General features: G+C 58.3%; 25 protein-coding genes. 14 read left to right on the forward strand and 11 right to left on the reverse strand.

Annotated features, from left to right (window positions below; translation table 11 throughout):
- Positions 1-3: 3 nt before the first annotated feature.
- Both quiC and ACJJU9_RS03405 read left to right on the forward strand, forming a co-directional pair.
- A complete protein-coding gene (quiC, locus tag ACJJU9_RS03400) occupies positions 4-1914 on the forward strand; it encodes a 3-dehydroshikimate dehydratase QuiC (protein WP_407730061.1) in 1911 nt (636 codons plus the stop codon).
- An 87-nt stretch (positions 1915-2001) separates the two neighbouring features.
- Positions 2002-2679 carry a TetR/AcrR family transcriptional regulator gene (locus ACJJU9_RS03405; protein ID WP_048390623.1) on the forward strand — a complete coding sequence of 226 codons (678 nt, stop codon included), beginning with the start codon at positions 2002-2004 and terminating at the stop codon, positions 2677-2679.
- Positions 2680-2692: 13 nt separating this feature from the next.
- On the opposite strand, the gene ACJJU9_RS03410 is transcribed toward ACJJU9_RS03405, so the two are convergent.
- The 4 genes from ACJJU9_RS03410 to ACJJU9_RS03425 all read right to left on the reverse strand — a co-directional run bounded on the left by ACJJU9_RS03410 (position 2693) and on the right by ACJJU9_RS03425 (position 6676).
- Positions 2693-3553 carry a shikimate dehydrogenase gene (locus ACJJU9_RS03410; RefSeq protein WP_407730062.1) on the reverse strand — a complete coding sequence of 287 codons (861 nt, stop codon included), beginning with the start codon at positions 3551-3553 and terminating at the stop codon, positions 2693-2695.
- 4 nt (positions 3554-3557) lie between these two features.
- On the reverse strand, positions 3558-3998 hold the full coding sequence (gene aroQ / locus ACJJU9_RS03415; protein ID WP_048390627.1) for a type II 3-dehydroquinate dehydratase: 441 nt from the start codon (positions 3996-3998) through the stop codon (positions 3558-3560).
- Between the two features lie 297 nt (positions 3999-4295).
- A complete protein-coding gene (gene trmA, locus ACJJU9_RS03420) occupies positions 4296-5384 on the reverse strand; it encodes a tRNA (uridine(54)-C5)-methyltransferase TrmA (RefSeq protein ID WP_048367450.1) in 1089 nt (362 codons plus the stop codon).
- Positions 5381-6676: an NCS2 family permease gene (locus tag ACJJU9_RS03425; protein WP_048389482.1), complete on the reverse strand. Its 1296-nt coding sequence runs from the start codon at positions 6674-6676 to the stop codon at positions 5381-5383. Before ACJJU9_RS03425 ends, trmA begins: the two co-directional genes overlap by 4 nt.
- A 210-nt stretch (positions 6677-6886) precedes the next feature.
- On the opposite strand from ACJJU9_RS03425, the gene ACJJU9_RS03430 reads away from it, so the two are divergent.
- Positions 6887-7324, forward strand: a complete 438-nt coding sequence (locus tag ACJJU9_RS03430) for a DUF4879 domain-containing protein (RefSeq protein ID WP_407730063.1) — start codon at positions 6887-6889, stop codon at positions 7322-7324.
- Positions 7325-7441: 117 nt separating this feature from the next.
- Here the strand turns inward: ACJJU9_RS03430 and ACJJU9_RS03435 are convergent, their stop codons facing one another.
- Positions 7442-8659 carry an MFS transporter gene (locus ACJJU9_RS03435; RefSeq protein WP_048367447.1) on the reverse strand — a complete coding sequence of 406 codons (1218 nt, stop codon included), beginning with the start codon at positions 8657-8659 and terminating at the stop codon, positions 7442-7444.
- A gap of 403 nt (positions 8660-9062) precedes the next feature.
- On the opposite strand from ACJJU9_RS03435, the gene ACJJU9_RS03440 reads away from it, so the two are divergent.
- The 3 genes from ACJJU9_RS03440 to ACJJU9_RS03450 are packed head-to-tail and all read left to right on the forward strand — an operon-like array spanning position 9063 to position 11738.
- Complete coding sequence (locus tag ACJJU9_RS03440) at positions 9063-10502, forward strand: cytochrome ubiquinol oxidase subunit I (RefSeq protein WP_048389484.1); 1440 nt, start codon at positions 9063-9065, stop codon at positions 10500-10502.
- A gap of 3 nt (positions 10503-10505) precedes the next feature.
- Positions 10506-11513, forward strand: a complete 1008-nt coding sequence (gene cydB, locus ACJJU9_RS03445) for a cytochrome d ubiquinol oxidase subunit II (RefSeq protein WP_048389485.1) — start codon at positions 10506-10508, stop codon at positions 11511-11513.
- 57 nt (positions 11514-11570) lie between these two features.
- Positions 11571-11738, forward strand: a complete 168-nt coding sequence (locus ACJJU9_RS03450; protein WP_048367442.1) for a DUF2474 domain-containing protein — start codon at positions 11571-11573, stop codon at positions 11736-11738.
- Positions 11739-11834: 96 nt separating this feature from the next.
- Here the strand turns inward: ACJJU9_RS03450 and ACJJU9_RS03455 are convergent, their stop codons facing one another.
- Together ACJJU9_RS03455 and ACJJU9_RS03460 are read right to left on the reverse strand one after the other, a co-directional pair.
- Positions 11835-12959 carry a methyltransferase gene (locus ACJJU9_RS03455; RefSeq protein WP_353232800.1) on the reverse strand — a complete coding sequence of 375 codons (1125 nt, stop codon included), beginning with the start codon at positions 12957-12959 and terminating at the stop codon, positions 11835-11837.
- A gap of 165 nt (positions 12960-13124) precedes the next feature.
- Positions 13125-13838, reverse strand: coding sequence for a LuxR C-terminal-related transcriptional regulator (locus ACJJU9_RS03460; protein ID WP_407730064.1), 714 nt, complete (start codon positions 13836-13838; stop codon positions 13125-13127).
- Between the two features lie 372 nt (positions 13839-14210).
- Between ACJJU9_RS03460 and ACJJU9_RS03465 the strand changes: the two genes are divergently transcribed.
- On the forward strand, positions 14211-14987 hold the full coding sequence (locus tag ACJJU9_RS03465; RefSeq protein ID WP_407730065.1) for a ferredoxin--NADP reductase: 777 nt from the start codon (positions 14211-14213) through the stop codon (positions 14985-14987).
- 65 nt (positions 14988-15052) lie between these two features.
- On the opposite strand, the gene mscL is transcribed toward ACJJU9_RS03465, so the two are convergent.
- Positions 15053-15466, reverse strand: a complete 414-nt coding sequence (mscL, locus tag ACJJU9_RS03470; protein ID WP_407730066.1) for a large-conductance mechanosensitive channel protein MscL — start codon at positions 15464-15466, stop codon at positions 15053-15055.
- A gap of 268 nt (positions 15467-15734) precedes the next feature.
- Between mscL and katB the strand changes: the two genes are divergently transcribed.
- The 6 genes from katB (at position 15735) to yjiA (ending at position 22915) form a co-directional block, all read left to right on the forward strand.
- Positions 15735-17276 carry a catalase KatB gene (gene katB, locus ACJJU9_RS03475; protein WP_123752081.1) on the forward strand — a complete coding sequence of 514 codons (1542 nt, stop codon included), beginning with the start codon at positions 15735-15737 and terminating at the stop codon, positions 17274-17276.
- A 112-nt stretch (positions 17277-17388) separates the two neighbouring features.
- A complete protein-coding gene (locus ACJJU9_RS03480; RefSeq protein WP_407730067.1) occupies positions 17389-17919 on the forward strand; it encodes an ankyrin repeat domain-containing protein in 531 nt (176 codons plus the stop codon).
- A 45-nt stretch (positions 17920-17964) separates the two neighbouring features.
- On the forward strand, positions 17965-19332 hold the full coding sequence (radA, locus tag ACJJU9_RS03485; protein WP_048367434.1) for a DNA repair protein RadA: 1368 nt from the start codon (positions 17965-17967) through the stop codon (positions 19330-19332).
- A gap of 216 nt (positions 19333-19548) precedes the next feature.
- Positions 19549-21618: a carbon starvation CstA family protein gene (locus ACJJU9_RS03490; RefSeq protein ID WP_048389492.1), complete on the forward strand. Its 2070-nt coding sequence runs from the start codon at positions 19549-19551 to the stop codon at positions 21616-21618.
- 12 nt (positions 21619-21630) lie between these two features.
- Complete coding sequence (locus ACJJU9_RS03495) at positions 21631-21828, forward strand: YbdD/YjiX family protein (protein ID WP_048367431.1); 198 nt, start codon at positions 21631-21633, stop codon at positions 21826-21828.
- Positions 21829-21946: 118 nt separating this feature from the next.
- A complete protein-coding gene (gene yjiA / locus ACJJU9_RS03500) occupies positions 21947-22915 on the forward strand; it encodes a GTPase (protein WP_407730068.1) in 969 nt (322 codons plus the stop codon).
- A 14-nt stretch (positions 22916-22929) separates the two neighbouring features.
- Here the strand turns inward: yjiA and ACJJU9_RS03505 are convergent, their stop codons facing one another.
- From ACJJU9_RS03505 to ACJJU9_RS03515, 3 genes are read right to left on the reverse strand one after another with little or no spacing between them, the layout of a single operon-like run.
- Positions 22930-23592, reverse strand: coding sequence for a GntR family transcriptional regulator (locus tag ACJJU9_RS03505; RefSeq protein WP_153375638.1), 663 nt, complete (start codon positions 23590-23592; stop codon positions 22930-22932).
- Positions 23593-23616: 24 nt separating this feature from the next.
- Positions 23617-24321 (reverse strand): FadR/GntR family transcriptional regulator, encoded by a 705-nt coding sequence (locus ACJJU9_RS03510; protein WP_407730069.1) that lies wholly within the window; start codon positions 24319-24321, stop codon positions 23617-23619.
- Positions 24322-24358: 37 nt separating this feature from the next.
- Positions 24359-25672 carry a C4-dicarboxylate transporter DctA gene (locus ACJJU9_RS03515; RefSeq protein WP_407730070.1) on the reverse strand — a complete coding sequence of 438 codons (1314 nt, stop codon included), beginning with the start codon at positions 25670-25672 and terminating at the stop codon, positions 24359-24361.
- Positions 25673-26312: 640 nt separating this feature from the next.
- On the opposite strand from ACJJU9_RS03515, the gene ACJJU9_RS03520 reads away from it, so the two are divergent.
- Positions 26313-26582 carry a hypothetical protein gene (locus ACJJU9_RS03520; RefSeq protein ID WP_048389494.1) on the forward strand — a complete coding sequence of 90 codons (270 nt, stop codon included), beginning with the start codon at positions 26313-26315 and terminating at the stop codon, positions 26580-26582.
- Positions 26583-26591: the final 9 nt, after the last annotated feature.

The raw sequence follows: 26591 nt of genomic DNA on the forward strand, positions 1-26591 counted from the left end.
TAAATGAAGCGTTCAATCGCCACTGTTTCCTTGAGCGGCACTTTGCCGGAAAAGCTCGACGCCATTGCTGCTGCGGGTTTTGACGGGGTTGAGATCTTTGAAAATGACCTGCTGTACTACGACGGCAGCCCCCGCGAAGTGCGCCAGATCTGCGCAGACCTCGGCCTGGAAATCAGCCTGTTCCAACCGTTCCGTGACTTTGAAGGTTGCCGCCGCGACCGTCTGGCGCGCAACCTCGACCGCGCCGAGCGCAAATTCGACTTGATGCAGGAGCTGGGTACCGACTTGGTGCTGGTGTGCAGCAATGCCGCCGCCGACTCGGTGGGTGACCGGCAAATCCTGCTGGATGACTTGAGCCTGCTCGCCGAGCGCGCCGGGGCGCGGAACCTGCGTATCGGCTACGAAGCCCTGGCCTGGGGGCGGCACGTCAACACCTGGCAACAGGTCTGGGACCTGGTGCGCGAGATCGACCATCCGAGCCTTGGCGTGCTGCTCGACAGCTTCCACACCTTGTCGCTCAAAGGCGACCCGAGCGGCATTGCGCAGATTCCCGGTGACAAGATCTTCTTTGTGCAAATGGCCGACGCGCCCATTTTGGCGATGGACGTGCTGGAGTGGAGCCGTCACTTCCGTTGCTTCCCGGGGCAGGGCGAGTTCGACTTGCCGGGCTTTCTGGCGCCCATCATTCAGAGCGGCTACACCGGGCCCTTGTCGCTGGAGATCTTTAATGACGGCTTCCGCGCAGCGCCTACCCGCGCCAACGCGGCAGATGGCCTGCGTTCATTGCTGTACCTCGAAGAGAAAACCCGCGAGCGTCTGGTCCAGGAGGCCGCGCCAGCCGCCAGCCTTGAGCCGTTGTTCGCGCCGCCCAAGGCCAGTGACTACAAGGGCATCGAGTTTCTGGAGTTCGCCGTCGATGACAATCAGGGCGCGCAACTGACCCACTGGCTTGAGCGTTTGGGCTTCAGCAAGGCCGGTCAGCACCGCTCCAAAAATGTCAGCTTGCTGCGTCAGGGCGACATCAACCTGGTGCTCAATGCCGAGCCTTATTCGTTTGGGCACAACTTTTTTGAGGCGCACGGCCCGTCGCTGTGCGCCACCGCCATTCGCGTGCAAGACAGCGCCAGCGCGCTGGCCCGTGCCGTGGCCTATAAAGGCCAGCCCTATCGAGGCCTGGTCGGCCCCAATGAGCTGGAACTGGCGGCGGTTCGTGCGCCGGATGGCAGCCTGATTTATCTGGTCGATCAGGACGAAGCGGGCAACCCGTTGTACGAATCGGACTTCAACCTTGCGATCGCCCACACCGGCCAAGGCGGGCTCAAGCGCATTGACCACATGGCCATGGCGCTGCCAGCCGACAGCCTCGACAGCTGGGTGCTGTTCTACAAGAGCCTGCTGGACTTTGAAGCGGATGACGAAGTGGTGTTGCCCGACCCGTACGGGTTGGTCAAAAGCCGCGCATTGCGTAGCCGTTGCAGCACGATTCGTTTGCCGCTGAACATTTCCGAGAACAAAAACACCGCTATCTCACATGCGTTGTCGAGTTATCGCGGCTCCGGCGTGCATCACATTGCGTTTGAGTGCGACGACCTGTTCGCTGAAGTCAGCCGCGCCAAAGCCGCAGGCGTACCGCTGCTGGATATCCCGTTGAACTACTACGACGACCTGGCGGCGCGCTTTGATTTTGACGATGAGTTCTTGAGCGAACTGGCCTACTTCAACGTCCTGTACGACCGCGACGCTCAGGGCGGTGAGTTGTTTCATGTGTACACCGAGCCGTTTGCCGGGCGCTTCTTCTTTGAGTTGCTGCAGCGCAAAAACGGCTATGCCGGCTATGGCGCGGCCAACGTGGCGGTGCGTTTGGCGGCGATGGCCAAGTCGCGCACCGGGGCGGTGCGTCAGGCCAAGCTGTAGGGCGCCACGCGAATACGTTTGTCGACTTCCTTCGATGAACCGCTCGGGCCATAATCGCGGCCATCTTCCGATGGCCGTGAGCCTGTAATGACCCAGATAACAGAAGTCGACACCGACGCCACGGCGCCCGCAGTCGAACCGCGCAAGAGCCGGAAAAACAACCCGGAAAAGACCCGCGAAAACATCCTTCAGGAAGCCCTGGCCGAGTTCGTCGAACAAGGGCTGGCGGGCGCACGCGTGGATGCCATCGCTGAGCGTACCCGCACGTCCAAACGCATGATCTATTACTACTTCACCAGCAAAGAGCAGCTCTACGTCGAAGTGCTGGAGAAGCTCTACGGCGAGATCCGCAGCACCGAAAACCTGCTGCACCTGGATGAAATGGAACCCCGGCAGGCGATTAAAAAGCTGGTTGAATTCACCTTTGATCACCACGACCTGAACGCCGATTTTGTGCGCATGGTCAGCGTCGAAAATATCCACAAGGGCGAATACATCAAGCGTTCGGAAGGCATCAAGGCCATGAACGACACGATTGTTCATGCCCTCGAAGAGATCCTGCGCCGTGGCGTTGAGCTGCAGGTGTTCCGCCCCGGTTTAAATCCGTTGGATGTGCACCTGCTGGTCAGTTCGTTCTGTTTTTACCGCGTGTCCAACCGCTACACAGTCGGTGAGATTTTTCAGATCGACTTGTCCGACCCGCAGGTTAAACAGCGTCAGCGCGAGATGATCTGCGACTCGGTGCTGCGCTATTTGCAGGTGTGAGTGAGACCACGCCTTAGCCATTCATTTCCTGGAAGTGCGCGAGTAGGCGTGAGGCGTCAGCGCTGGCGCCGCTGATCAGTTCAAACGCTTTGACCGCCTGGAACACTGCCATGTTGCCGCCGTCCAGCGTGCGGCAACCCAGCGCGCGGGCATGGCGCAGTAACTCGGTTTGCAGCGGGAAGTACACAATCTCGGCCACCCACAGCTCTGAGCGCAGCCACTGTGCGGGCACGGGCATGCCCGGCAGCTTGGCCATGCCCATTGGCGTGGTGTTGACCAGCCCGTTGGCTTTGCTCAGCGAGGCCTCAAGGTCAGTGCCCGCCCTGGCCCGTGAACCGGCAAAGTGCTGATTCAAGTTGTCTGCCAGGCTCTGTGCGCGGGCTTGGTCGACGTCAAAAATATCCAGCCGGTGTACGCCTTCGCTGAGCAGAGCGTAAGCCACCGCTGAGCCCGCGCCTCCCGCGCCCATTTGCACCACGTGGTGCACGGCAACGCCGCTCAAGCCGCGACGAAAACCTTCGGCAAACCCCGAACAGTCGGTGTTGTGCCCTATGCGTTTGCCGTCCCGGAAAATCACCGTGTTCACAGCGCCAATGCCGCGGGCTTGATCAGACAACTCGTCCAGCCAGGGCATGATCGCCTGCTTGCACGGGTAAGTAATGTTCAAGCCGCTGAAGCCCATACGCTCAGCGGCGGTCAGCAGGTCGGGCAGGGCGTTGTTATCGAGTTGCAACACGTCCAGATCGATCAACTGGTACACGTAACGCAGCCCTTGCGCCTCGCCTTCGCGCTCGTGCATTGCCGGTGTGCGGGAGGCCTGGATACCGGCGCCGATCAGCCCGGCCAGCACTGACTTGGGTGTGTGAGTCGACATGCGCTTAGCCCTTTAGTTGGCGGCTGAGGTGTTGCAAGGCCAAGCGATAACCGTTGCTGCCAAACCCGCACAACACGGCTTGGGCAATGCCCGAGACGAAGGAGTGATGCCGGAAGGCTTCGCGCGTATGGACGTTGGACAGGTGCACTTCAATCACCGGCAGTTCACTGGCGACCAAGGCATCGCGAATGGCCACCGAGGTGTGGGTCCAGGCGGCCGGGTTGATCACAATCGCGGCACAGCGCTGGCGAGCGCCATGGATCCAGTCAAGCAATTCGCCTTCGTGGTTGGTTTGGCGAAACTCGACGTTCAAGCCTTCTTCGCGGGCCGTCTGGCCGCACAAATCGGCAATGTCTGCCAGCGTTTCGTGGCCGTAAACACCGGGTTCGCGGGTGCCAAGCAAGTTCAGATTGGGGCCGTTAAGCACCAGGACGATAGGGGACATAGCAAGCCAACTCTACTTTGTTTTTATAGGGTCGCCTGAGCGCTGCTCAAGCGGTTGGCTTAAATTGTACCAGTCGGTTAATAAGGTCAATTGGGTGACAAATACCGACACCTGTTTACGCCATTAAGTGGGCGTTTATCGAACAGTGCGAGGTTAGCGTTACGCTTGATTGAAAATTATTCTGCAGTTTGTCGAGCAGGCTTGGGAAGCCTTGGGGGCGTTGGCGCTGGCCCCGGAAATGACCAGGCCAGCCCCACGCCGTCAGTGGCAGGACTCGACGCTGAAACGCCTCGGGCTTTAGCGACGAACCAGCAACACGCCCGATTCCATGTGGTGAGTCCACGGGAATTGGTCAAACACGGCGCAACGCTCGATACGGTGCGTGTCGTGCAGTTGGGCGATGTTTTCGGCCAGGGTCAGCGGGTTGCACGAGATGTACAGGATGTTGTCGAAGCGGCGGGTCAGTTCGCAGGTGTCCGGGTCCATGCCCGCGCGCGGCGGGTCGACGAAGACGCTGCCGAATTCGTAGCTTTTCAGGTCAATGCCCTGCAAGCGGCGGAACGGGCGGACTTCATTCAGGGCTTCGGTGAGTTCTTCTGCCGACAAACGCACCAGCTTGACGTTATCCACAGCGTTGTCGCTGAGGTTGTTCAAGGCGGCGTTGACCGAGGTCTTGCTGATCTCAGTGGCCAGCACGTTGCGTACGCGGGTCGCCAGTGGCAGGGTGAAGTTGCCGTTGCCGCAGTACAGTTCGAGAAGGTCGTCCGAACGCTCGCCCAACGCTTCGTATGCCCAATTGAGCATTTTCTGGTTAACCGTGCCGTTTGGCTGGGTGAACGCGCCTTCGGGTTGTTGATAAGTGAAGGTGCGGCCCGCAATGTCGAGCTTTTCGACTACGTAATCACGACCAATCACGACGCGTTTGCCCTTGGAGCGGCCAATGACGCTGATGTCGAGGTCTTTGGCCAGCTGCTCGGCAGCGTTTTGCCAGTGCTCGTCCAGCGGGCGGTGATAGCACAAGGTAACCATGGCATCACCGGCCAAGGTGGTCTGGAACTCCACCTGGAACAGCTTGTGGCTCAGCGCCGAGCTGGCTTGCCACGCAGCCTTGAGCTGCGGCATCAACTGGTTGATGCGCAGGCTGGCAATCGGGAAGTCTTCGATCAGGATCGGCGTGCGCTTGTCATCCTGGGCGAACATCGCGTAGTGGCGCTCGCCACCTTCGCGCCACAGGCGGAACTCGGCGCGCAGGCGAAAGTGCTTCAGCGGCGAGTCAAACACCTGCGGCTCAGGCGCGTCGAACGGCGCCAGCAAATCGCGCAGTCGTTGGGCCTTGGCCTCAAGTTCCAGGGCATAGGTAGCAGAATCAAACGGCAAAGCACTCATGCGTTAAACCAACCCAGCTTGACCACAAACAGAATCGACAGAATGATCAGCGGCGCATTCAGCTCGCGAACGCGGCCCGACAGCAACTTGATCACGGTCCAGGAAATAAAGCCGAAGGCGATGCCGCTGGCGATGGAGTAGGTAAACGGCATGGCCAGCGCGGTGATCACCACCGGCGCTGCGACGGTCACGTCTTCCCAGTCGATTTCGGCCAGGCCGCTCATCATCAGCACGGCCACGAACATCAGCGCAGGCGCGGTGGCGAACGCCGGAACGCTGGCCGCCAGTGGCGAGAAGAACAACGCCAGCAAGAACATGATGCCGACCACGATGGCGGTCAGGCCGGTACGGCCACCGGCGCTCACGCCCGCTGCCGACTCGATGTAGCTGGTGGTGGTTGAGGTACCCAGCAACGAACCGGCCATGGCCGCGGTGCTGTCAGCGATCAGGGCGCGGCCCATTTTCGGCATGTGGCCGTCTTTGCCCATCAGGCCAGCGCGCTTGGCCACACCGATCAGGGTGCCGGAGTTGTCGAACAGGTCAACGAACAGGAAGGCGAAAATCACGCTGACCAGACCGATGTCCAGTGCGCCTTTAATGTCCAGTTGCAGGAAGGTCGGGGCCAGCGACGGCGGCATCGACATCACGCCACCGAAGTCGGTCACGCCCAGGGCGATGGACGCAACGGTCACCGCCAGAATGCCGATCAGCACCGCACCGCGTACGCGCAGGGCTTCCAGGGCCACGATCAGGGCAAAGCCCAAGGAGGCCAGGATCACTTTTGGCTGAGACAGGTCGCCCATGCCGACCAAGGTGGCCTTGTTGGCAACCACGATACCGGCGTTACCCAGGGCGATCAGCGCCAGGAACAGGCCGATACCGGCGGCAATGGCCGAGCGCAGCGGCAGCGGGATGCTGTTGATGATCCATTCGCGGATACGGAAGATCGACAACAGGAAGAACAGCACCGCTGAAATAAACACCGCGCCCAGCGCCACTTGCCAGGTGTGGCCCATGTGCAAGACCACGGTGTAAGTGAAGAAGGCATTCAGGCCCATGCCCGGCGCCAGGGCGATCGGGTAGTTGGCGATGATGCCCATGATTGCCGAGCCGATGGCGGCTGCCAGGCAGGTCGCGACAAACACCGCGCCTTTGTCCATCCCGGTTTCGCCGAGGATGCTCGGGTTCACGAAGAGGATGTAGGCCATCGCCAGGAAGGTGGTGATACCCGCAAGAATCTCGGTTCGCACAGTGGTGTTGTGTGCTTTGAGTTGAAACAGCCTTTCCAGCATGCCAGTCCCCGTGGCGCCACCGGCGCCGTGATTAAATCGTTTTCAACAGCAAAGCACAGACGCCTGAGGCCTGAGGTTTTTCTGTCTGTCGGAAAAAGCCGCGCATCATACCAGCAGCACGGACGTCTGGCTGCTTTGCTGACTCAACGGCGCGATGTTTTGTAACGTCGAGTGCACAGGCATACTGCGTGCCAGTTATCGGGGGGATCCATGAAGCACACCATCAACGCTTTAATTGCCGGTTTTTGCCTGTTTATCAGCGCCGGGGCGAGCGCGGCACCGGCGATGCCATTGAGCACCGTCGAAATTCTCAAGGTGGCGTCTAACTCGGGGGCTGTGGAGGATGTGTCGGATGGTCGCGAGCAGACTAAAATGCAGCACCGTGGGCCGCACATCAAAGTGTATGTGCTGGAACGCGGCTACGGCGCCCAGCCCACGGTGACGTTTGACGGCCAGATCATCGATGGCGTGCGCACCCCGGTGTGCAATAAAGGCGAGGGTTTGATGACCTGCGACGGTGCGGGCACCACCGTGGGTTACGTCTACACCTTCGATCTGGGTAACAACCAGGACGGCTGGTTCCAGTTCAGTAACACGTCGCTGGTGGCGCCGTTCAAGCGCCTGCAAACGCAGCTGTATATTCGCTAGCCCACGATAAAACTGTAGTCGCTGCCGCAGGCTGCGATCGAGCCCGAAGGGGTCGCGCTTTCCAGAAGCGAAGGCCCTTCGGTCCTTATCGCAGCCTGCGGCAGCGACTACATCGTTTTAATCCTCAACCAGCCGGTCACGCTTGGCCAGGCCGGGGAACAGTTTTATCCACAGCCCGGCGATAAAGAGCGTGCCCACGCCGCCCAGCACCACGGCCGGCACGGTGCCCAGCCAGTGGGCGGTGGCGCCGGACTCAAACTCGCCAAGCTGGTTGGACGCGCCAATAAACAGGCCGTTGACCGCGCTGACCCGGCCGCGCATTTCATCCGGGGTTTCCAATTGCACGAACGAGGCACGGATAACCATGCTGATCATGTCGGCCGCGCCCAGTACCACCAGCACCGCCATCGAGAACCAGAACGAGGTCGACAGCCCGAAAGCGATGGTCGCGACCCCGAATACCCCCACGGCGGTGAACATGGTGCGCCCTACCTTGCGCTCAAACGGGAAGCGCGCCAGCCACAATGACATCAACAAGGCGCCCACCGCCGGGGCCGAACGCAGCATGCCCAGGCCCCACGGCCCGGTCAGCAGAATGTCTTTGGCAAACACCGGCAACAGCGCAGTCGCACCGCCCAGCAACACGGCGAACAGGTCCAGCGAGATGGCCCCGAGGATGTCCGGGCGGCTGCGAATAAAACGAATCCCGGCCAGCAGCGAGTCCATCGTCGCCTTGCCTTTGTTCAGCGCCACTTGGCGGGCTGGCAGGTTGCTCATTAACAGTGCGGCAATCAGGTACAGCACCACGCTGGGGCCATATACCCACACGCTGCCGAACGCATAGAGCAAGCCACCAAACGCCGGGGCCACGATGGTCGCCGACTGCTGGGCGGCCTGTGCTGCGGCCACGGCGCGGGGGAACAATGCCACGGGGACGATGGAGGGCAACAAAGCCTGGGTGGTGGGCAGCTCAAATGAGCGGGCAGCACCGAGTAAAAACGCCAGGATAAAGATCATTTCACGGGTGATGCTGCCGCTCAGGCTGCTGATCGCCAGGGTCAGGGCAATCATGGCTTGCAGCGACTGGCACAGCGCGGCCACCCGGCGGCGGTCATAGCGGTCGGCCACATGCCCGGTGTGCAACATAAACAGCACGCGAGGCGCGAACTCGATCAGCCCCACCCAGCCCAGGTCCATCACGTTGCCGGTCAACTGGTAGAGGTTCCAGCCAATGGCCACTGTCAGCATCTGGAAGGCGCTGGCGGTGAAGATGCGGGCAAACCAAAAGGCCACAAAAGGCCGGTGATGACGTAACAGAAGCGGCTGGCTGGTCATTGAAAGGTCGTGGCAGAGGGCAGGGGACGTCGAGATTATCATTTTTCTGTAACAAATAATGACTCGCGCTGATGCATTGCGAAAACCGCCCAACGGTCATGCCAAAAAACGCATGCGGCTATTACACGCACTTCCTGCAACTGTCTATTTCAGGGCCTGGGACAACCTGTCACGCGACAACCAGCCACATTAGCCACACGCCAAGAATGGACTACTCTTTCAGCAATGTTTGATCCAGGTCAAAGCCCGCAAGGGTTTTACTGGAATGGCCAGACGGCCAGATTCCCTTGCGTGGTGGCCAGCAGTGCGAGCGCAGATTCGCAAAGGCCATTGCTCGTGGGGCTGTTGGACACCGGCGTCCTGTCGGTGCCCTGACAACCTGATACCTGATAGAGGAAGACTTATGTTCGGTTTGGAGGCTCTCGATCTCGCCCGAATTCAGTTCGCGTTCACTGTATCGTTCCACATTCTATTTCCCGCCATCACCATCGGTCTCGCCAGTTATCTCATGGTGCTCGAAGGCATGTGGCTGAAAACCCGTGACGATACGTACCGCGACCTGTACCACTTTTGGTCGAAGATTTTTGCAGTCAACTTTGGCATGGGCGTGGTGTCTGGCCTGGTCATGGCGTACCAGTTCGGGACCAACTGGTCGCGGTTCTCGGACTTCGCAGGGGCCGTTACAGGGCCGTTGCTGACTTATGAGGTGCTCACCGCCTTCTTCCTTGAGGCCGGTTTTCTGGGCGTCATGCTGTTTGGCTGGAACCGCGTGGGTCGCGGCATGCACTTCTTCTCCACCATCATGGTGGCGGTCGGCACGCTGATTTCGACCTTCTGGATCCTGGCCTCCAACAGCTGGATGCAAACCCCGCAGGGTTTCGAAATCATTGATGGCCGGGTGATCCCTGTGGATTGGCTGGCGGTGATCTTCAACCCGTCGTTCCCTTACCGCCTGGCGCACATGGCCACGGCCGCCTTTGTGGCCACCGCCTTCTTTGTCGGCGCTTCGGCTGCCTGGCACCTGTTGCGTGGGCGTAATACGCCGGCCATTCGCCGCATGTTCTCGATGGCGATGTGGATGGCCCTGGTGGTTGCCCCCATTCAGGCGTTTATCGGTGATGCCCACGGGTTGAACACGCTGAAATATCAGCCGGTAAAAATCGCTGCGATCGAAGGGCACTGGGAAAACAAGCCCGGTGAGCCTACCCCGTTGATCCTGTTCGGCATCCCGAACATGAAAACCGAAACCACCGACTACAAGATCGAAGTGCCGTACCTGGGCAGTTTGATCCTGACCCATAGCCTGGATAAACAGATCCCGGCGATGAAGGACTTCCCGGCGGCGGACCGTCCTAACTCCACTATCGTGTTCTTCACGTTCCGCATCATGGTGGCGCTGGGCATGCTGATGATCGTCATCGGCCTGTGGAGCGTGTGGCTGCGCAAGCGCGGCACGCTGTATGAAAACCGCTGGTTCTTGAAGCTGGTGCTATGGATGGGGCCGTCGGGTCTGATCGCCATCCTGGCGGGCTGGTTCACCACCGAAGTCGGCCGTCAGCCGTGGGTGGTCTACGGGTTGATGCGCACCGCCGATGCGTCGTCCAACCACAGCGTGACGCAAATGAGCATCACCCTGATCATGTTTGTGCTGGTGTACTTCTCGCTGTTCGGCGTCGGTATTGGCTACATGATGCGTCTGGTGCGTAAAGGCCCGATTGCCCATGAGGGTGATGGTCAGCCTTCAGGTGGCCCAGGTCAGCAACGCACGCCTGCCCGTCCTTTGTCGGCTGCCGTTGAAGGCACTGAAGAAGGTTACAGCGACAGCCTGAAGAAGGGGAACTGAGTCATGGGTATTGATCTGCCACTTATCTGGGCAATCATCATCATCTTTGGCGTCATGATGTACGTGGTCATGGATGGCTTCGATCTCGGGATCGGCATCCTCTTCCCTTTTATCAAAGGCGAGAAAGACCGCGATGTGATGATGAACACCGTTGCCCCCGTCTGGGACGGTAACGAAACCTGGCTGGTACTGGGCGGTGCGGCGCTGTTTGGCGCCTTCCCGCTGGCTTACTCGGTGGTGCTGTCGGCGCTGTACCTGCCACTGATCCTGATGCTGGTCGGCTTGATCTTCCGCGGTGTGGCCTTTGAGTTTCGCTTCAAGGCCACGGCCGACAAGCGTCACATCTGGGACAAGGCGTTCATTTGGGGTTCGATCATCGCCACCTTCTTCCAGGGCGTGGCGCTGGGGGCCTTTATTGAAGGGATCCCGGTGGTCAACCGTGAATACGCCGGTGGCGGGCTGGACTGGTTGTCACCGTTCAGCCTGTTCTGCGGCCTCGGCTTGATCGTGGCCTACGCCTTGCTCGGCTGCACCTGGTTGATCATGAAAACCGAAGGCCCGCTGCAAGAGCGCATGCACAACCTGGGGCGGCCATTGGCAATTGCCCTGCTGGTGGTGATGGGCGTTGTCAGCCTGTGGACGCCGCTGGCGCACACAGACATTGCCGCACGCTGGTTCACCTTGCCGAACCTCTTCTGGTTCCTGCCTGTGCCGATTCTGGTGCTGGTGACCATGTACGGGTTGTTCAAGGCTATTGCGCGCAATGCCCACTACACGCCGTTCCTGCTGACCCTGCTGCTGATTTTTCTGGGTTACAGCGGTTTGGGCATCAGCTTGTGGCCGAACATCATCCCGCCGTCGATTTCGATCTGGGAGGCCGCTGCACCGCCGCAAAGCCAGGGCTTTATGCTGGTGGGCACCTTGTTCATCTTGCCGTTTATTCTGGGTTACACCTACTGGAGCTACTACGTGTTCCGCGGCAAAGTCACCCACGAAGACGGTTACCACTAGTTGCAAGTGCCGCTGCGCCCCACCGGGCGCAGCCTTTTCTCAGAGGAGTGCCTGAACATGGCTGGCAAAGATTATTTAAACGACGTGCAAGCGTGTGAGAAAAAGCCGCTGTGGCAACGCATTGGCTGGTTGGTGTTGATCTGGACCGCCAGCGTGGCCAGCCTGGCCGTGTTTGCCATGCTGATCCGCCTGTTCATGACCGCAGCGGGCATGAAAAGCCACTAAACAACTACGGTAGGAGCGAGCTTGCCTCGCGATCTTTTGAGTGTTTAAAAGATCGCGAGGCAAGCTCGCTCCTACATGTTTTGCGGGTTTTTACAGTTATTTGCGCGCCTTGAGGATGACGAATTTAGGCGTGGCAGCCACTTGCTCAACCCCTCGAAACAACTTGGCCAGCTTGCTGTGATACCCCAAGTGGCGATTGCCCACGATGTACAGCGCGCCACCGACCACCAGCGCTTCACGGGCTTGCTGGAACATGCGCCAGGCCAAAAAGTCGCCGACCACTTGTTGCTGGTGAAACGGCGGATTGCACAACACCACGTCCAATGAGTTCGGCGCCTGCCCCGCCAGGCCGTCGCCTGCACGTACTGTCACGTCACGATCGCCCAGCGCCGCCTGCCAGTTCTCCTGTGCCGATTGCACCGCCATAAACGACTCATCGACCAGCGTGTAGTGCGCCTGTGGGTTGTTCAGGGCGCTGGCGATGGCCAGCACGCCATTCCCGCAGCCCAAGTCGGCCACACGGGCCGAGCCCAGGTTGGTCGGCAGGTGTGGCAAAAACGCCCGCGTGCCAATATCCAGCCCTTCACGGCAGAACACGTTGGCGTGGTTGAGCAACTCGATAGCAGGCTTGTCCAGCGCGTAACGTGAAGGGTAGGGCGAGGTAAACGGCCCCAGGCCCTGTGCCGTCGCCACCAGCAAGCGGGCTTTTTTGACCGCCAGCGAGGCCTGCACCGGGCCGATATAGCGCTCCAGCAAATCCCCTGCCGCACGCGGTAAGTGTTTGATCATCGCACCGGCAATCACCTGTGCGCCCGGAGCCAATTGCCCTTGCAGGCGAATCAGTTGCTCTTCCAGCAACGCCAGGGTTTTTGGCACCCGCACCAGTACGCAGTCGAAGGGGCCTACCAGTGGCTGGCTGGCGGGGATGATCGAGACCGCATCAAATGCGTGGCCGTTGCGCACCAGATTCTTTTCCAGGCCCTGAATGGCCAGGAACGAGTCACTGCTGCTGGTGACGTGCATCGTACTGACCAGGCTGACGGCCAAGGCCCCAAAACTGTCGTTGAGCACCAATATCCGGCTGTTGGCCGGCAGCGCCAATTCGGCCACGTGGTTGAGCAAATACTCATCCGCAGCATCGAAGGCCTGAAGTGGCTCATTCTGTTGTTCAGGCTGACGGATCAAGTGGAGTTGGGCGAAAGGACTTTCGAGCGCAGGCATCTATACAAACTCTGGGGCATCGACAGCGGCTTGAATTGAGCTCAAAGGCATTCAAGCAGCCATGGAGGCCGTGGCATTTTCAGGTGCTGGCGATTTTACGTTTTTTTACCGGAGATTGCCCGACGCTTTTGGTCGGGGTGAAGGTTGCTCAGGTGTGACGGTGCATCAAAGAAGACCGCATTTGGCCGCGATCACCACGGCAGACGTCTTGTTGGTGGCGCCCATTTTTCGCATCGCGCTGCTGATGTGAAAATTTACGGTTCGCGGTGTCAGGCTCAGGATGATGGCAATGTCAGAGGCCGTTTTGCCTTGGGCGGTCCATTTCAGAATCTCCGACTCGCGTGTAGACAGATGATTGCCGGGGTCATTTAGGCGCATGTTCAAAAAGAATTTTTCGTACATCGCGGTATGCAACTGGTGGCATAGCCACAATAAATCCCCCACTTTTTCATCGAACTCCTGGACTGAAACAGGCGAGTTGCGTCGGGTCAGGCTCAATATGCTGAGCGTGCCTTTGGCGTCATGAGCCGACAGCGACCAGCCGTAGTTGATGCCATAGGATCGTGTAACCTCTTTTAGCTCAGGTGTTTCACTGAATAACTGCTGGTCCCATACCAGTGGATCAATGGACTTTTTGAAATGGTTTTCAATTGGGTTCTTATGGGTGATACAGCACGCGTCAAAAGTATCTATAAATTCGGTTGGATGATTAGTCAGTATTTTTCTATCTATTTGAAGGCTTCTTTGTTGTGGGACCATTCTGAACAAAAAACTATCAAATCCGCACAGTTCAATTCGATTGCGTGCATAAGTGAGTAAAGTGGATTCACCCTTTTGGGTAAGTTCTTGTTTTGTATAAAAACGATTGGCAGTGCCCATAATACGTGGGGCTCCCAGAAGGTGGATCCAATGTGGAATTTAATAGTAGTTCATAATTCTCAAGAACATGTAGGAATTTTCTCGATCTAGTTTAAGAGTAATTGCTCTAGTATTTTAAGTGACTGATGCTCTAACGTTTTTTTACAAGTCGTGTGGGTTTATTTTTTTGGCGCCATTTTTTGGATGAGGCTTAGTTGAGATTCGGTGTTTAAAGTTGAAGGCTCTAATTACTATTTAAAGCTTGTACTGAATTTCTGTACGAGTACGAGTTCCTCTCCGTTTCGCCTATGAATTTAATGCCATCACAAACCGTCGGTGTTCCTCCCCGCGTGTTTGCGCGACACTAGGCTCATCAGCCCAATGGAGCGCACCATGACCGCCAGCGCAGAAAAATTCACCCGCCAGACGCTGCTCGATGTTAAACCCCTGACCCCCAACCTGTTTACCTTGCGCACCACCCGCGACCAAGGGTTTCGCTTTCGCGCAGGGCAGTTTGCAAGGCTGGGCGTGACCAAGGCCGACGGCAGTACGGTGTGGCGTGCCTATTCCATGGTGTCTTCCCCGTATGACGAGTTTTTGGAGTTCTTTTCAATCGTGGTGCCGGGGGGGGAGTTCACCAGTGAGCTGAGCCGCTTACAGGTGGGTGATACCTTGCTGGTTGACCGCCAGGCCTTTGGTTACCTGACTCTGGACCGTTTTGTCGATGGCCGTGATCTGTGGTTGCTGGCGACGGGAACCGGTATCGCACCGTTTGTCTCGATCCTGCAAGACTTTGAAGTATGGGAAAAATTTGAACGCATCGTACTGGTGTACAGCGCTCGGGAAGCACCGGAACTGGCGTATCAGGATTTAATTGCCGAACTGGGAAAGCGTGATTATCTCGTCGAACACGCACACAAACTGACCTATATACCGACAGTGACCCGTGAGCAAACGCCGGGCGCGTTAAACGGGCGTATAACAACGCTGATCGAAAACGGAGCGCTTGAACGTGCGGCGGGCGTTGAACTAACACCCGAGCACTCGCGGGTCATGTTGTGCGGTAATCCACAAATGATTGATGACACGCGCAAGTTATTGAAAGCACGCAACCTGCAACTAAGTCTTTCGCGTCGTCCTGGGCAAGTTGCAGTAGAGAACTATTGGTAGGTCAACTAAACAGAGTCTTTAATAAACAACGGCGCCTCTAAGCGCCGTTGTTTAAGCTCAGGCCTTTATGGCCGGTTCTTTTGTTCTTTGAGCAGGTCGCGGATCTCACCCAGCAGTACTTCTTCTTTAGAAGGCAGCGGCGGGGTGCTTGGAGCGACTTCTTCTTGACGGCGCAGCCGGTTGATCGCCTTAACACCCAAAAAGATGGCAAACGCCACAATCACAAAGTCGATGACGGTCTGAATGAACTTGCCATAAGCCAATACCACCGCCGGGGCGTCACCGACCGCCGCTTTGAGCGTAATGGCCAGGTCCGAGAAGTCTACGCCGCCAATCAACAGCCCCAAAGGCGGCATGACCACATCGCCGACGAAGGATGAAACGATTTTGCCGAACGCAGCGCCGATGATGATGCCCACGGCCATATCGACCACGTTCCCTTTGACCGCGAAGGCCTTGAACTCACTTAAGACGCTCATTGGTTATTCCTTGTTACAGATGAGGTTGGTAGATGCAGTGTAAATCAGCCTTGCGCATCTCGCCTGCCAGGCCACTTGCAATCTCATGGGTTGACCCGCAGGCGACGTATAAGTTTAAACGTTTCAGCGCTTAACGCCTTTAGCGTCTTCAAGCCAGCCTTTTTTCTTAATGGGGCAGTTCAGGCCTTTCAATTTAGAGAACCCCACCCGCGCCTCTAACCTTTGCGCAACGTAGCGACTACGTAGCTAATAACCAGAGGACACGTGCATGACCACCCCTTTCGGCCTTGGGCCCCGTACCCAACGACGCCTGCTTAGTGCGTTGAGCATCAGCCTGCTATCGGTTTCCGTTCACGCCGCTACCTTGACCCGCGATAACGGCGCGGCGGTCGGTGATAACCAAAACTCACAAACGGCCGGCGCCAATGGCCCCGTGTTGCTGCAAGACGTACAACTGCTGCAAAAGCTGCAGCGCTTTGACCGCGAGCGTATTCCCGAGCGCGTGGTGCATGCCCGCGGCACCGGCGCCCACGGCAGCTTCACCGTGACCAACGACCTCAGTGACCTGACCAAAGCCCGGGTGTTTGCGGCCGGCGAAACCACGCCTGTGTTTGTGCGCTTCTCGGCGGTGGTTCATGGCAACCACTCCCCGGAAACCCTGCGTGACCCGCGTGGCTTTGCCACCAAGTTCTATACCGCAGACGGCAACTGGGACCTGGTGGGCAACAACTTCCCGACGTTCTTTATTCGTGATGCGATCAAGTTCCCGGACATGGTGCACGCGTTTAAGCCCGACCCGCGCACCAACCTTGACGATGACTCGCGGCGCTTTGATTTCTTCTCTCATGTGCCTGAAGCCACGCGAACCCTGACCGAGCTGTACTCCGACTCGGGCACCCCGGCCAGTTATCGCGAAATGGACGGCAATGGTGTGCACGCCTACAAACTGGTGAATGCCAAGGGCGAAGTGCACTATGTGAAGTTCCACTGGAAGAGCCTGCAAGGCATTCACAACCTCGACCCTAAAGAGGTCACCCAAGTGCAGGGCCGTGACTACAGCCACATGACCCACGACCTGGTCACGCACATCAACCAGGGCGACTTCCCCAAGTGGGATCTGTACGTGCAAGTGCTCACGCCTGAAGACTTGAAGTCATTCGACTTTGACCCGCTGGACGCGACCAAAATCTGGCCAAACGTGCCAGAGCGCAAAGTCGGCCAGATGGTACTGAACCGCAACCCGGCCAACGTCTTCCAGGAAACCGAGCAAGTGGCCATGGCGCCGGCCAACCTGGTGCCAGGCATCGAGCCGTCTGAAGACCGTTTGCTGCAAGGTCGGGTGTTCTCCTACGCCGACACGCAGATGTACCGTTTGGGCGCCAACGCCCTGCAATTGCCGATCAACGCCCCGCGGGTGACGGTCAACAACGGCAATCAGGACGGCGCCATGAACACCGGTCATAGCACCTCGGGCGTGAACTACCAGCCAAGCCGACTGGAGCCGCGTGAAGAACCACAAACCGCGCGTTACAGCGAAATGCCGCTGTCGGGTACGACCCAGCAGGCGAAGATTCAGCGTGAGCAGAACTTCAAACAGGCAGGCGATCTTTACCGTTCATACAGCAAGAAAGAGCGTCAGGACCTGATTGAAAACTTCGGCGGCTCGTTGGCCACCACCGATGACGTCAGCAAGCACATCATCCTGTCGTTCCTTTATAAGGCAGACCCGGAGTACGGCACCGGCGTGACCAAAGTGGCCAAAGGCGACCTGGCACGGGTCAAGGCACTAGCGGCCAAGCTGGTGGATTAACCTTCGCCGGTCGTTGTAGTAGCGAGCTCGCCTCGCGATCTTTTAAAGATCAAAAGATCGCGAGCAAGCTCGCTCCTACATGGATCTGTGACCTCTGACAGGTAGCGTACACATGCGAATTTTTGCTCTAGCTACGATGCTGCTGTTGAGTGGGTGGGCACTTGCCGACCAGCCCGACACCCAGACCCAACTCAAGGGCTACTTCTTCGACGCCGCACGGCGCGGCGATGTGGTCATGCTCGACACCTTCATCGACTCGCACTTTGACCTCGATGCCCAGGACAGCAAAGGCTACACCGCCTTGATTCTTGCGGCTTATAACGGCCATAACGAGGCCGTCGAGCACTTGCTCAAGGCGGGCGCCAATGCCTGTGCGCAAGACCTGCGCGGCAACACCGCGCTGATGGGCGCCATTTTCAAAGGCGAATTCAAAATCGCCCGGCGGCTGATGAACACCGACTGCAACCCCGACCAGCGCAACGGTGCGGGGCAGACCGCGGCCATGTTTGCCGGGTTGTTCAAGCGGGTCGAACTGCTCAACGATTTATCGCAAAAAGGCGCCGACCTGAATGCCAAGGATGCCCAGGGCAATACCGCCGCTCAGCTGATCAAGGGTGAAATCCGCATGCCCGAGTCGCACTGATCGCAGCCTTGTGGGCTATCATCGCGGTTTTTGTGCGGAGTTCAGATGGCCAAGCCTAAGCGCATTTACGGCTGTACCGAGTGCGGTGCAACTTTCCCCAAGTGGGCCGGGCAGTGCGCAGAATGCGGCGTCTGGAACACTCTGGTAGAAACCGTTGTTGAAAGCGGCGCTGCTGCGCCCCCCAGTGGCCGTACCGGCTGGACCGGGCAACAGGCGCAAATCAAAACCCTGGCTGAAGTCAGCATCGAAGAAATTCCGCGCTTTTCGACCGCCTCCGGCGAGCTCGACCGGGTGCTCGGTGGCGGTCTGGTCGACGGCTCTGTGGTGCTGATCGGCGGTGATCCCGGTATCGGCAAGTCAACCATCCTCCTGCAAACCTTGTGTCAGATGGCAACGCGCATGCCCGCGCTGTACGTCACCGGCGAAGAGTCGCAGCAGCAAGTGGCCATGCGCGCCCGGCGTCTGGGCTTGCCGCAGGACCAGCTCAAGGTCATGACCGAAACCTGCATCGAAAACATCATCGCCACGGCCAAGCTCGAAAAGCCCAAGGTCATGGTGATCGACTCGATCCAGACCATCTTCACCGAACAGCTGCAATCGGCGCCAGGCGGCGTGTCGCAAGTGCGCGAAAGCGCGGCGTTGCTGGTGCGGTACGCCAAATCCAGCGGTACGGCGATCTTTCTGGTCGGCCACGTGACCAAAGAGGGCGCCCTCGCTGGACCCCGCGTGCTGGAGCACATGGTCGACACCGTGTTGTATTTCGAAGGTGAATCCGACGGGCGGTTACGTCTGTTGCGGGCGGTGAAAAACCGTTTCGGCGCAGTCAACGAACTGGGCGTGTTCGGCATGACCGACAAAGGCCTGAAAGAAGTCTCCAACCCATCTGCGATCTTCCTGACGCGGGCTCAAGAAGAAGTCCCGGGCAGCGTGGTAATGGCCACGTGGGAAGGGACACGGCCGATGCTGGTTGAAGTACAAGCGCTGGTGGACGACAGCCACATGTCCAACCCGCGCCGCGTGACCTTGGGCCTTGATCAAAACCGGCTGGCCATGTTGCTGGCGGTGCTGCACCGCCATGGCGGCATCCCGACCCACGACCAGGACGTGTTCCTCAACGTGGTGGGCGGGGTCAAAGTGCTGGAAACCGCGTCAGACCTGGCCTTGATGGCCGCCGTCATGTCCAGTTTGCGCAACCGCCCGCTGCCCCACGACTTGCTGGTGTTTGGCGAAGTCGGCCTGTCAGGTGAAGTACGCCCGGTGCCGAGCGGTCAGGAACGTCTGAAAGAAGCCGCCAAACACGGCTTTAAACGCGCCATCGTGCCCAAAGGCAACGCCCCCAAAGAATCCCCGCCGGGGCTCACTATCATTGCGGTGACCCGTCTGGAACAAGCGCTGGATGCGTTGTTTGAATAGCGTTTCAAATGTGTAAAAAAAACTGCACTGCCCATGTGTAGATCGTCCTGCAAGGTCCGCAGCAGACAGCGGTCTTGCAGCAATACAAATGTGCAAGGTCGCTCAGCATAAATCTGCAAAAGAAGGCTCTAGACCAAGGTAAGGGGGTGGTCTTTAGAGTCAGGAGCGCTACACTCCGAGAGCGGTACTTCTTGTCCAACTGGCCGGAATATAAAAATGAATAATAAAAATAGCCTGCTACGCCACATCCCGTGGCTGGTGCTGGCAATTGTAGGAGCCTGCGCCCTTGGCGTGGTGGCATTACGCCGGGGAGAGGCGATCAACGCGCTGTGGATTGTAGTTGCAGCGGTGGCTATCTACCTGGTCGCGTACCGTTATTACAGTCTGTTCATTGCCACTCGCGTGATGCAGCTGGATCCCAACCGGGCAACGCCTGCGGTGCTCAATAACGATGGTCTGGACTACGTGCCGACCAACAAACACATCCTTTTCGGACACCACTTTGCCGCCATCGCCGGCGCTGGCCCTCTGGTCGGCCCCGTACTGGCTGCGCAAATGGGCTACCTGCCCGGCACACTGTGGCTGATTGCCGGTGTGGTACTGGCGGGCGCGGTTCAAGACTTCATGGTCTTGTTCATGTCCACACGTCGCAACGGTCGCTCTTTGGGTGACATGGTGCGCGAAGAAATGGGCAAGGTGCCTGGCACCATCGCGCTGTTTGGCTGCTTCCTGATCATGATCATCATCCTCGCGGTGCTGGCGCTGATCGTGGTTAAAGCCTTGGCCGAGAGCCCATGGGGCATGTTCACGGTGATGGCAACCATCCCGATTGCGATGTTTATGGGCGTGTACATGCGCTACATACGCCCGGGGCGCATCGGTGAAATCTCGATTATCGGTGTGCTGCTGTTGCTCGGTTCGATCTGGCTGGGCGGACAAATTGGTGCGAGTCCGGAGTGGGCTCCGGTGTTTACTTTCACCGGTGTGCAAATCACCTGGATGCTGATCGGTTATGGCTTTGTGGCTGCGGTATTGCCGGTGTGGCTGGTACTGGCACCGCGTGACTACCTGTCGACCTTCCTCAAAATCGGCACCATCATCGCGCTGGCTATCGGCATTCTGATCACCATGCCCGAGCTGAAAATGCCGGCCGTGACTCAGTTCATCGACGGCAATGGCCCGGTCTGGAAAGGCGGTCTGTTCCCGTTCCTGTTCATCACCATTGCCTGCGGCGCGGTGTCGGGTTTCCACGCACTGATCTCCTCGGGTACTACCCCTAAACTGCTGGATAACGAAGCCAACGCCCGTTACATCGGCTACGGCGGCATGCTGATGGAGTCCTTCGTGGCCATCATGGCAATGGTTGCCGCTTCGGTGATCGAGCCGGGTGTGTACTTCGCCATGAACAGCCCGCCTGCCATTGTGGGCGGTGACGTGGTGACCGTGGCGCAAACCGTGACCAGCTGGGGCTTTGCCATTACCCCGGATGCGTTGACTGCACTGGCCAAAGACATCGGTGAAACCACCGTACTGGCCCGAGCGGGTGGCGCTCCGACACTGGCGGTGGGTATCGCACAGATCCTGCACCACGTGTTGCCGGGCGAAAACACCATGGCGTTCTGGTACCACTTCGCCATTTTGTTTGAAGCCTTGTTTATTTTGACCGCTGTCGACGCCGGTACCCGTGCCGGTCGCTTCATGCTGCAAGACCTGTTGGGCAGCTTCGTGCCAGCGCTCAAGCGCACCGAATCCTGGCCGGCCAACCTCATTGCGACCGCAGGCTGCGTGGCGATGTGGGGGTACTTGCTGTACCAAGGCGTGATCGACCCGTTGGGCGGCATCAACACCTTGTGGCCGCTGTTCGGTATCTCTAACCAGATGCTGGCGGGTATCGCGCTGATGCTGGCGACGGTTGTGCTGATCAAAATGAAGCGTCAACGCTACATCTGGGTCACCATGCTGCCAGCGGTCTGGCTGCTGATCTGCACCACCACCGCAGGCTTCATCAAGCTGTTCGACGCCAACCCTGCGGTCGGCTTCCTGTCGCTGGCGAAAAAATACAGCACGGCGCTGGACGCAGGCCAAGTGATTGCCCCGGCGAAAAACATCGACCAGATGCAGCACGTCATCATCAACGCGTACACCAACGCGGGCCTGACCGTCCTGTTCCTGTTCGTGGTGTTCAGCATCCTGTTCTACGCGCTCAAAGTCGGCGTCGCCGCTTGGGGCAACAAAGAGCGGACGGACAAAGAAACGCCCTTCAAGGCGATGCCCGATGCACGATAGAGGAATGCAGCCATGTTCAATGACCTGAGTCGCCTCGGTAAATACCTCGGTCAGGCCGCGCGCCTGATGGTCGGCATGCCCGATTACGACAACTACGTCGAGCATATGCAAACCAATCACCCGGACAAGCCGGTGATGAGCTACGAGGCGTTCTTCCGAGAGCGCCAGGAAGCCCGTTACGGCGGCAAGAGCGGGCCCAAGTGCTGTTAAATGGCTAGACCTCTGTAGGGGCGAGCGTGTCTCGCGATCTTTTGAACCTTGAAAAGATCGCGAGGCGAGCTCGCTCCTACAGTTGTTTTTGCGCTCCCTTTTTCAAGGAGACCTGAGCATGTCATCTCCCATCCCCGTCACCATCCTTAGCGGGTTTCTGGGTGCCGGTAAAACCACGTTGTTGCGTTACCTGCTTAAAGCCGAACACGGGCTGAAAATTGCCGTGATCGAAAACGAATTCAGCGATGCCGGCATCGACACCCAATTGCTGGGCGACGAGCCGGTGCAAGTCATGACCCTGGCCAATGGCTGCGTGTGTTGCACCATCCACACCGACCTGACCAAAGCCCTGTACCTGCTGCTCGAGCGGCTGGACAGTGGCGAAATTGCCTTTGATCGTTTAGTGATCGAATGCACCGGCCTGGCCGACCCTGCCCCGGTGGCGCAAACCTTCTTTATTGATGAAGAGCTGCGCGAGCGCTACTTGCTCGACGGCATCATTACCTTGGTCGATGCCGCCCATGCCGACGTGCACCTGAGCCAAACCATCGCCCAGGCGCAGATTGGCTTTGCCGACCGCTTGCTGGTGAGCAAGCGTGACCTGGTTGACGACGCCACGTTTGATGCGCTGTGCGAGCGCCTGACGCGGATCAACCGGCGTGCCCCGATTCGCGTGGTTGAGCACGGCAAAATCGACCTGGCAGAACTGCTCGATGTGCGCGGGTTTAACTTGAATGCCGACCTGGGCGGCGGCTTGAGCTTGCGCCCGGTGCAACCGGCAGCTTCGATTGACCGTATTTCCAGCCTGGTACTGCGTACCGACAAACCGCTGGATATCGACAGCCTCAGCGCGTTTATGAACGAACTGCTCGAAGACCACGGTAAACAATTACTGCGCTACAAAGGCGTGCTGAACATCGAAGGCGAAGACCGCCGGTTGGTGTTCCAGGGCGTGCTCAAGCTGTACGGCTTTGACTGGGACACCGAATGGGCCGAAGGCGAGGCCCGCGAAAGCGTGATGGTGTTTATTGCCGATGACCTGCCCGAGGCCAAGATTCGCGAAGGGTTTGCGCAACTGACCCTGTAGCTCGGCCCCTGCGATCACCCTGGAACCAGCTCACCCAGATAATGATTCAACAATGCCAACGCGGTGGCCTCATCTTTGTTTTCCACCGCGTTGGCCATTGCGACCTGCTGCTGCCAAGCCTCGGGCCCGTCTGAACGGCGCGCAATGGCCAGTGATGTCATAGGGATCAAGTTGGCCAGGAAGTGCGCCAAGGGTGCGTTCCCGGCCATGTGTCCCAAATGCAGATGAAATGCACCCGCCAAGCGTATGGCCCGACCGCGCTGATTGTCCGCGTAGGCCTGGCGCTGGCGCTCGATCAAATGATGCAAATGATCGATGTCGGGCCTTTGTGCCCGTTGACAGGCCATGGGTATCAAGGCCGTTTCAGTCAGGCGCCGGGCATGCAGGGCTTGGCAGATCTGCTCGTCAGACGGTGAGGCGATACGTGCGCCCACTTTAGCCTGCAACGTAATGACGTGCTGATACGTCAGTAGCGAAAGGGCATGACGAATCTGCAAGCGGCTCACGCCGAACTCCCGGCCCAACCGCTCTTCATTCAACCGGCTGTCGGGGGGCAGACGTTGGTCAACAATGGCGTCCAGCACACGGGCGTACACGTCATCGGTACACGGCGCTGACTGCAAGGGGCGTGAATCGGGTAGTGACGCATTGGACGGCAACAAAGCATAAGCACTCATGGCCAGACTCCTGTCTGAAACGTGTTAACTGCCGGGGTTTTCGTCAGGTATGTTCAGTTCAATGCCTGCGCGCTGACCTTCGCGCAGAATATGGCGACGCATTTCGGCGCCCGCCAACGCACTGTTTTTGGCACGAATGGCGCGCACCACGGCCTCATTTTCTTCCAGTCTTTCTGCCATGTGCTCAGGTGAGTTGCGCAGCACTTGTGCACTTTGTTTGAGGGCGTTGCTGGTTTGTTGAACAACGCTCTGGAAGATGGGATTAGACGTCAGGTTAAACAGCTCTTCGTGAAAGGCGATGTACGCATTGACCCCGGCCTCGCTGTCGTTGGCTTCCAGGGCTTCGCGCATGTCCATTAGCGTTAGCCGTAACTGGCCGACCTCTTTGCTGCGAATGGACTGCGCGACCAGCCCGACGATAAACGGCTCAAGGGTGTAACGCAGTTGCAGTACATCTTCCATGCTGGCTTGCGCCACCGCGTTCTCCTGCTGGGGAGATTCGCTGGCGTTGGCTTGCAGCACCACCACGCCTTTGCTCGGCAGGGTACGGACAAGCCCCAGTGTCTCCAGCACGATGATGGCTTCCCTCAGGCTGGGGCGGCTGATGCCGAGCTTTTCAGCCAACTCCCGTTGCCCGGGCAGCATCTCTCCGCTGCGCCATTCCCCGCTGGCCAAGGCCGCCCTGAGTTTGGCTACTACCGAATTTACAACCGTTGACGAGGTGATCACTTTTCGCTCCATGAGCAACAAAAGGGGTTAGAAGACTTTAAAAATCCTGCGGGCCGACAGCGACTTCAGGTTTGAGCGGGCGAAAGGTGTAGCCCGGTTGCCCGGCGAGTACTTTGTTGGCACGTTGCACGTCGATGTCTTTTTCCCACTGGGCAATCGCGACAGTCGCCACACAGTTACCGATCAGGTTAGTCAGGGCGCGGCCAATGCCCATAAACCAGTCTACCGCCAACACCAATACCAGACCTGCCACCGGTATGGCCGGGATCGCGGTCAAGGTAGCAGCAAGAATGACTAATGCCGAACCGGGAATGCCGTGAGCCCCTTTTGAGGTGATCAACGAGACCAGCAAAATGGTCAGCAAGTCGGTCATGGCCAAGGGAGTGCCAGTGGCGTTGGCGATAAACACGATGGCCAGCGTCAGGTAAATCGAGAAACCATCCAGGTTAAAGGAGTAACCGGTAGGAATAACCAGCCCTACCGTTGAGGTACCAATGCCCAAGTGCTCCAGCTTGCGCATGATTTGTGGCAGCACGGCATCGGACGACGCGGTGCCCAGTACAATCGTCAGCTCTTCGCGCAGGTACTTGAGCAGAGGCCAAAGACGCAGGCCAGAAGCCCGCATCACCACGCCAAGAATTACAGAAACAAACGCGGCACAGGTCAAATAAAACAAACCGACCAGGCTACCCAAGTGTTGCAGCGAATCCAGGCCATACGTGCTGGTGGTAAAGGCTATGGCGCCAAACACGCCGATGGGCGCCAAACGAACAATCATGCCCATGATGCGGAAGATGATATGACTTAGCTCGTTAATCAGCCGCGATATCCCCGACGCCGCCTCACCGACCAGATTGAGCGCGCTGCCGAACAGGACGGAAAACAGCAGCACTTGCAGAATGTTGTTATCAGCGAAAGCGCCCACCACCGAGGTGGGGATCAGGTCCATCAAGAACTGCGCCGTGGTTTGCATATGCTCACTGCGCTGGGTGATGTCACTTGCCCCGGCGCTGGCAAATTGATCCAGATGGATATTCGCTCCTGTGCCGATCCCCGTGCTGAAGGCAAACGCCAAGCCCACCACCAATGCAACCGTAGTCAGAATTTCAAAATAAATGACCGACTTCAGGCCGATTCTTCCGACCTTCTTCAAGTCGCCCGCGCCGCTGATGCCACTGACCACCACGCAGAACACAATCAGGCCGATCAGCATCTTTATCAGCTTGATAAAAGCGTCGCCCAAGGGTTTGAGGTGGGAAGAGTATTCGGGCAAAACAAGGCCGCAAGCGGCACCGAGGAGGAGGCCTAGAACGACTTGAAAGAAAATTGAACGCGAGCACCATCTGATCATGGGAGGAGTCCTGGTAGTGTCCTGACAGCAGGTCGCTGAGCGAATGGGCTTCAGAACTTAATTATTGTGGTCTTACCGGTATGTCCAGTTCGCGAGCAGTGTAGGAGCCGAATTTCGGGATAATCAAGTGAATTTTAATAAAATTGACTGACCGGTCTTACCGGTTGGGTGAGGCTTAGCGAGCTAAAGCCTCTGCGGGATGTTGAATTGTGGGGATGATGTGCGTGTGCCGGGCGCCAGATTCACCACAAATCTCTGTAGGAGCGAGCTTGCCTCGCGAGCTTTTAAGATCAAAAGATCGCGAGGCAAGCTCGCTCCTACAGAGGGTGTGTACGCCCACGAAATTGCGGGATGTTTCGCACAGCTTTGCCAATTGCTGAGGCAGCAGGGCGGCGCCTATAGTCAGCGCTCGCCCAAATGGGTGACTGGGTTTGGCGACCTGGAAGGTGCTAAGAATTGCTATATGTGGCAGAGCGTGTATTTTTGCTGGCTGTGCTTTATGGCAGCTGTACGTGGGAGATCTTCAGATCTGCCGGGTTTTCTTAGCTTTGACCGGTTCGCCAACCCGCGTACAGCGGCCACCTGTTTTCGTTTGGCGACGAAGACAGATGGCTCAACTCTAAAGCAAAGAGATTTACTTATGACTAATTCACCGTACATCCCGCTGACTGCCATCGATTGCACCATCCCCGCCTTGCTGATCGACCGCAACGCCCCGCTTGACGTCTTGCACGCCAACGCCACCGCCCGCGTACTGGCGGTGACCCAACTGATGGAAACCTTCTCTAGTCGCGACGTCCAGGACGCCGACGCCATCGACCTCAAACAACTCGCCACCACCGCCATGATCTTGCTGCGCGACGGCTGCGACCTGCTCAACGTCCTGGGCTGGCGCTTACAGCCGACCTGATCCGGCCAC

Origin of the sequence: Pseudomonas helleri, from assembly GCF_045830615.1 — a bacterium.
Taxonomy (GTDB): Bacteria; Pseudomonadota; Gammaproteobacteria; order Pseudomonadales; family Pseudomonadaceae; genus Aquipseudomonas; species Aquipseudomonas helleri.

Excerpts from the sequence above, each read along its gene's own strand:
- ACJJU9_RS03460 (WP_407730064.1), bottom strand. The coding sequence starts at position 13,838 with ATGGGCACTGCCAATCGTTTTTATACAAAACAAGAACTTACCCAAAAG.
- mscL (WP_407730066.1), bottom strand. The coding sequence starts at position 15,466 with ATGAGCGTCTTAAGTGAGTTCAAGGCCTTCGCGGTCAAAGGGAACGTG.
- ACJJU9_RS03435 (WP_048367447.1), bottom strand. The coding sequence starts at position 8,659 with ATGACCAGCCAGCCGCTTCTGTTACGTCATCACCGGCCTTTTGTGGCC.
- ACJJU9_RS03410 (WP_407730062.1), bottom strand. The coding sequence starts at position 3,553 with ATGTCGACTCACACACCCAAGTCAGTGCTGGCCGGGCTGATCGGCGCC.
- aroQ (WP_048390627.1), bottom strand. The coding sequence starts at position 3,998 with ATGTCCCCTATCGTCCTGGTGCTTAACGGCCCCAATCTGAACTTGCTT.
- ACJJU9_RS03465 (WP_407730065.1), top strand. The coding sequence starts at position 14,211 with ATGACCGCCAGCGCAGAAAAATTCACCCGCCAGACGCTGCTCGATGTT.
- ACJJU9_RS03520 (WP_048389494.1), top strand. The coding sequence starts at position 26,313 with ATGACTAATTCACCGTACATCCCGCTGACTGCCATCGATTGCACCATC.
- ACJJU9_RS03480 (WP_407730067.1), top strand. The coding sequence starts at position 17,389 with ATGCGAATTTTTGCTCTAGCTACGATGCTGCTGTTGAGTGGGTGGGCA.
- katB (WP_123752081.1), top strand. The coding sequence starts at position 15,735 with ATGACCACCCCTTTCGGCCTTGGGCCCCGTACCCAACGACGCCTGCTT.
- ACJJU9_RS03425 (WP_048389482.1), bottom strand. The coding sequence starts at position 6,676 with ATGCTGGAAAGGCTGTTTCAACTCAAAGCACACAACACCACTGTGCGA.
- ACJJU9_RS03505 (WP_153375638.1), bottom strand. The coding sequence starts at position 23,592 with ATGAGTGCTTATGCTTTGTTGCCGTCCAATGCGTCACTACCCGATTCA.
- yjiA (WP_407730068.1), top strand. The coding sequence starts at position 21,947 with ATGTCATCTCCCATCCCCGTCACCATCCTTAGCGGGTTTCTGGGTGCC.
- ACJJU9_RS03430 (WP_407730063.1), top strand. The coding sequence starts at position 6,887 with ATGAAGCACACCATCAACGCTTTAATTGCCGGTTTTTGCCTGTTTATC.
- radA (WP_048367434.1), top strand. The coding sequence starts at position 17,965 with ATGGCCAAGCCTAAGCGCATTTACGGCTGTACCGAGTGCGGTGCAACT.
- quiC (WP_407730061.1), top strand. The coding sequence starts at position 4 with ATGAAGCGTTCAATCGCCACTGTTTCCTTGAGCGGCACTTTGCCGGAA.
- ACJJU9_RS03490 (WP_048389492.1), top strand. The coding sequence starts at position 19,549 with ATGAATAATAAAAATAGCCTGCTACGCCACATCCCGTGGCTGGTGCTG.
- ACJJU9_RS03495 (WP_048367431.1), top strand. The coding sequence starts at position 21,631 with ATGTTCAATGACCTGAGTCGCCTCGGTAAATACCTCGGTCAGGCCGCG.
- ACJJU9_RS03515 (WP_407730070.1), bottom strand. The coding sequence starts at position 25,672 with ATGATCAGATGGTGCTCGCGTTCAATTTTCTTTCAAGTCGTTCTAGGC.
- ACJJU9_RS03440 (WP_048389484.1), top strand. The coding sequence starts at position 9,063 with ATGTTCGGTTTGGAGGCTCTCGATCTCGCCCGAATTCAGTTCGCGTTC.
- ACJJU9_RS03450 (WP_048367442.1), top strand. The coding sequence starts at position 11,571 with ATGGCTGGCAAAGATTATTTAAACGACGTGCAAGCGTGTGAGAAAAAG.
- cydB (WP_048389485.1), top strand. The coding sequence starts at position 10,506 with ATGGGTATTGATCTGCCACTTATCTGGGCAATCATCATCATCTTTGGC.
- trmA (WP_048367450.1), bottom strand. The coding sequence starts at position 5,384 with ATGAGTGCTTTGCCGTTTGATTCTGCTACCTATGCCCTGGAACTTGAG.
- ACJJU9_RS03405 (WP_048390623.1), top strand. The coding sequence starts at position 2,002 with ATGACCCAGATAACAGAAGTCGACACCGACGCCACGGCGCCCGCAGTC.
- ACJJU9_RS03455 (WP_353232800.1), bottom strand. The coding sequence starts at position 12,959 with ATGCCTGCGCTCGAAAGTCCTTTCGCCCAACTCCACTTGATCCGTCAG.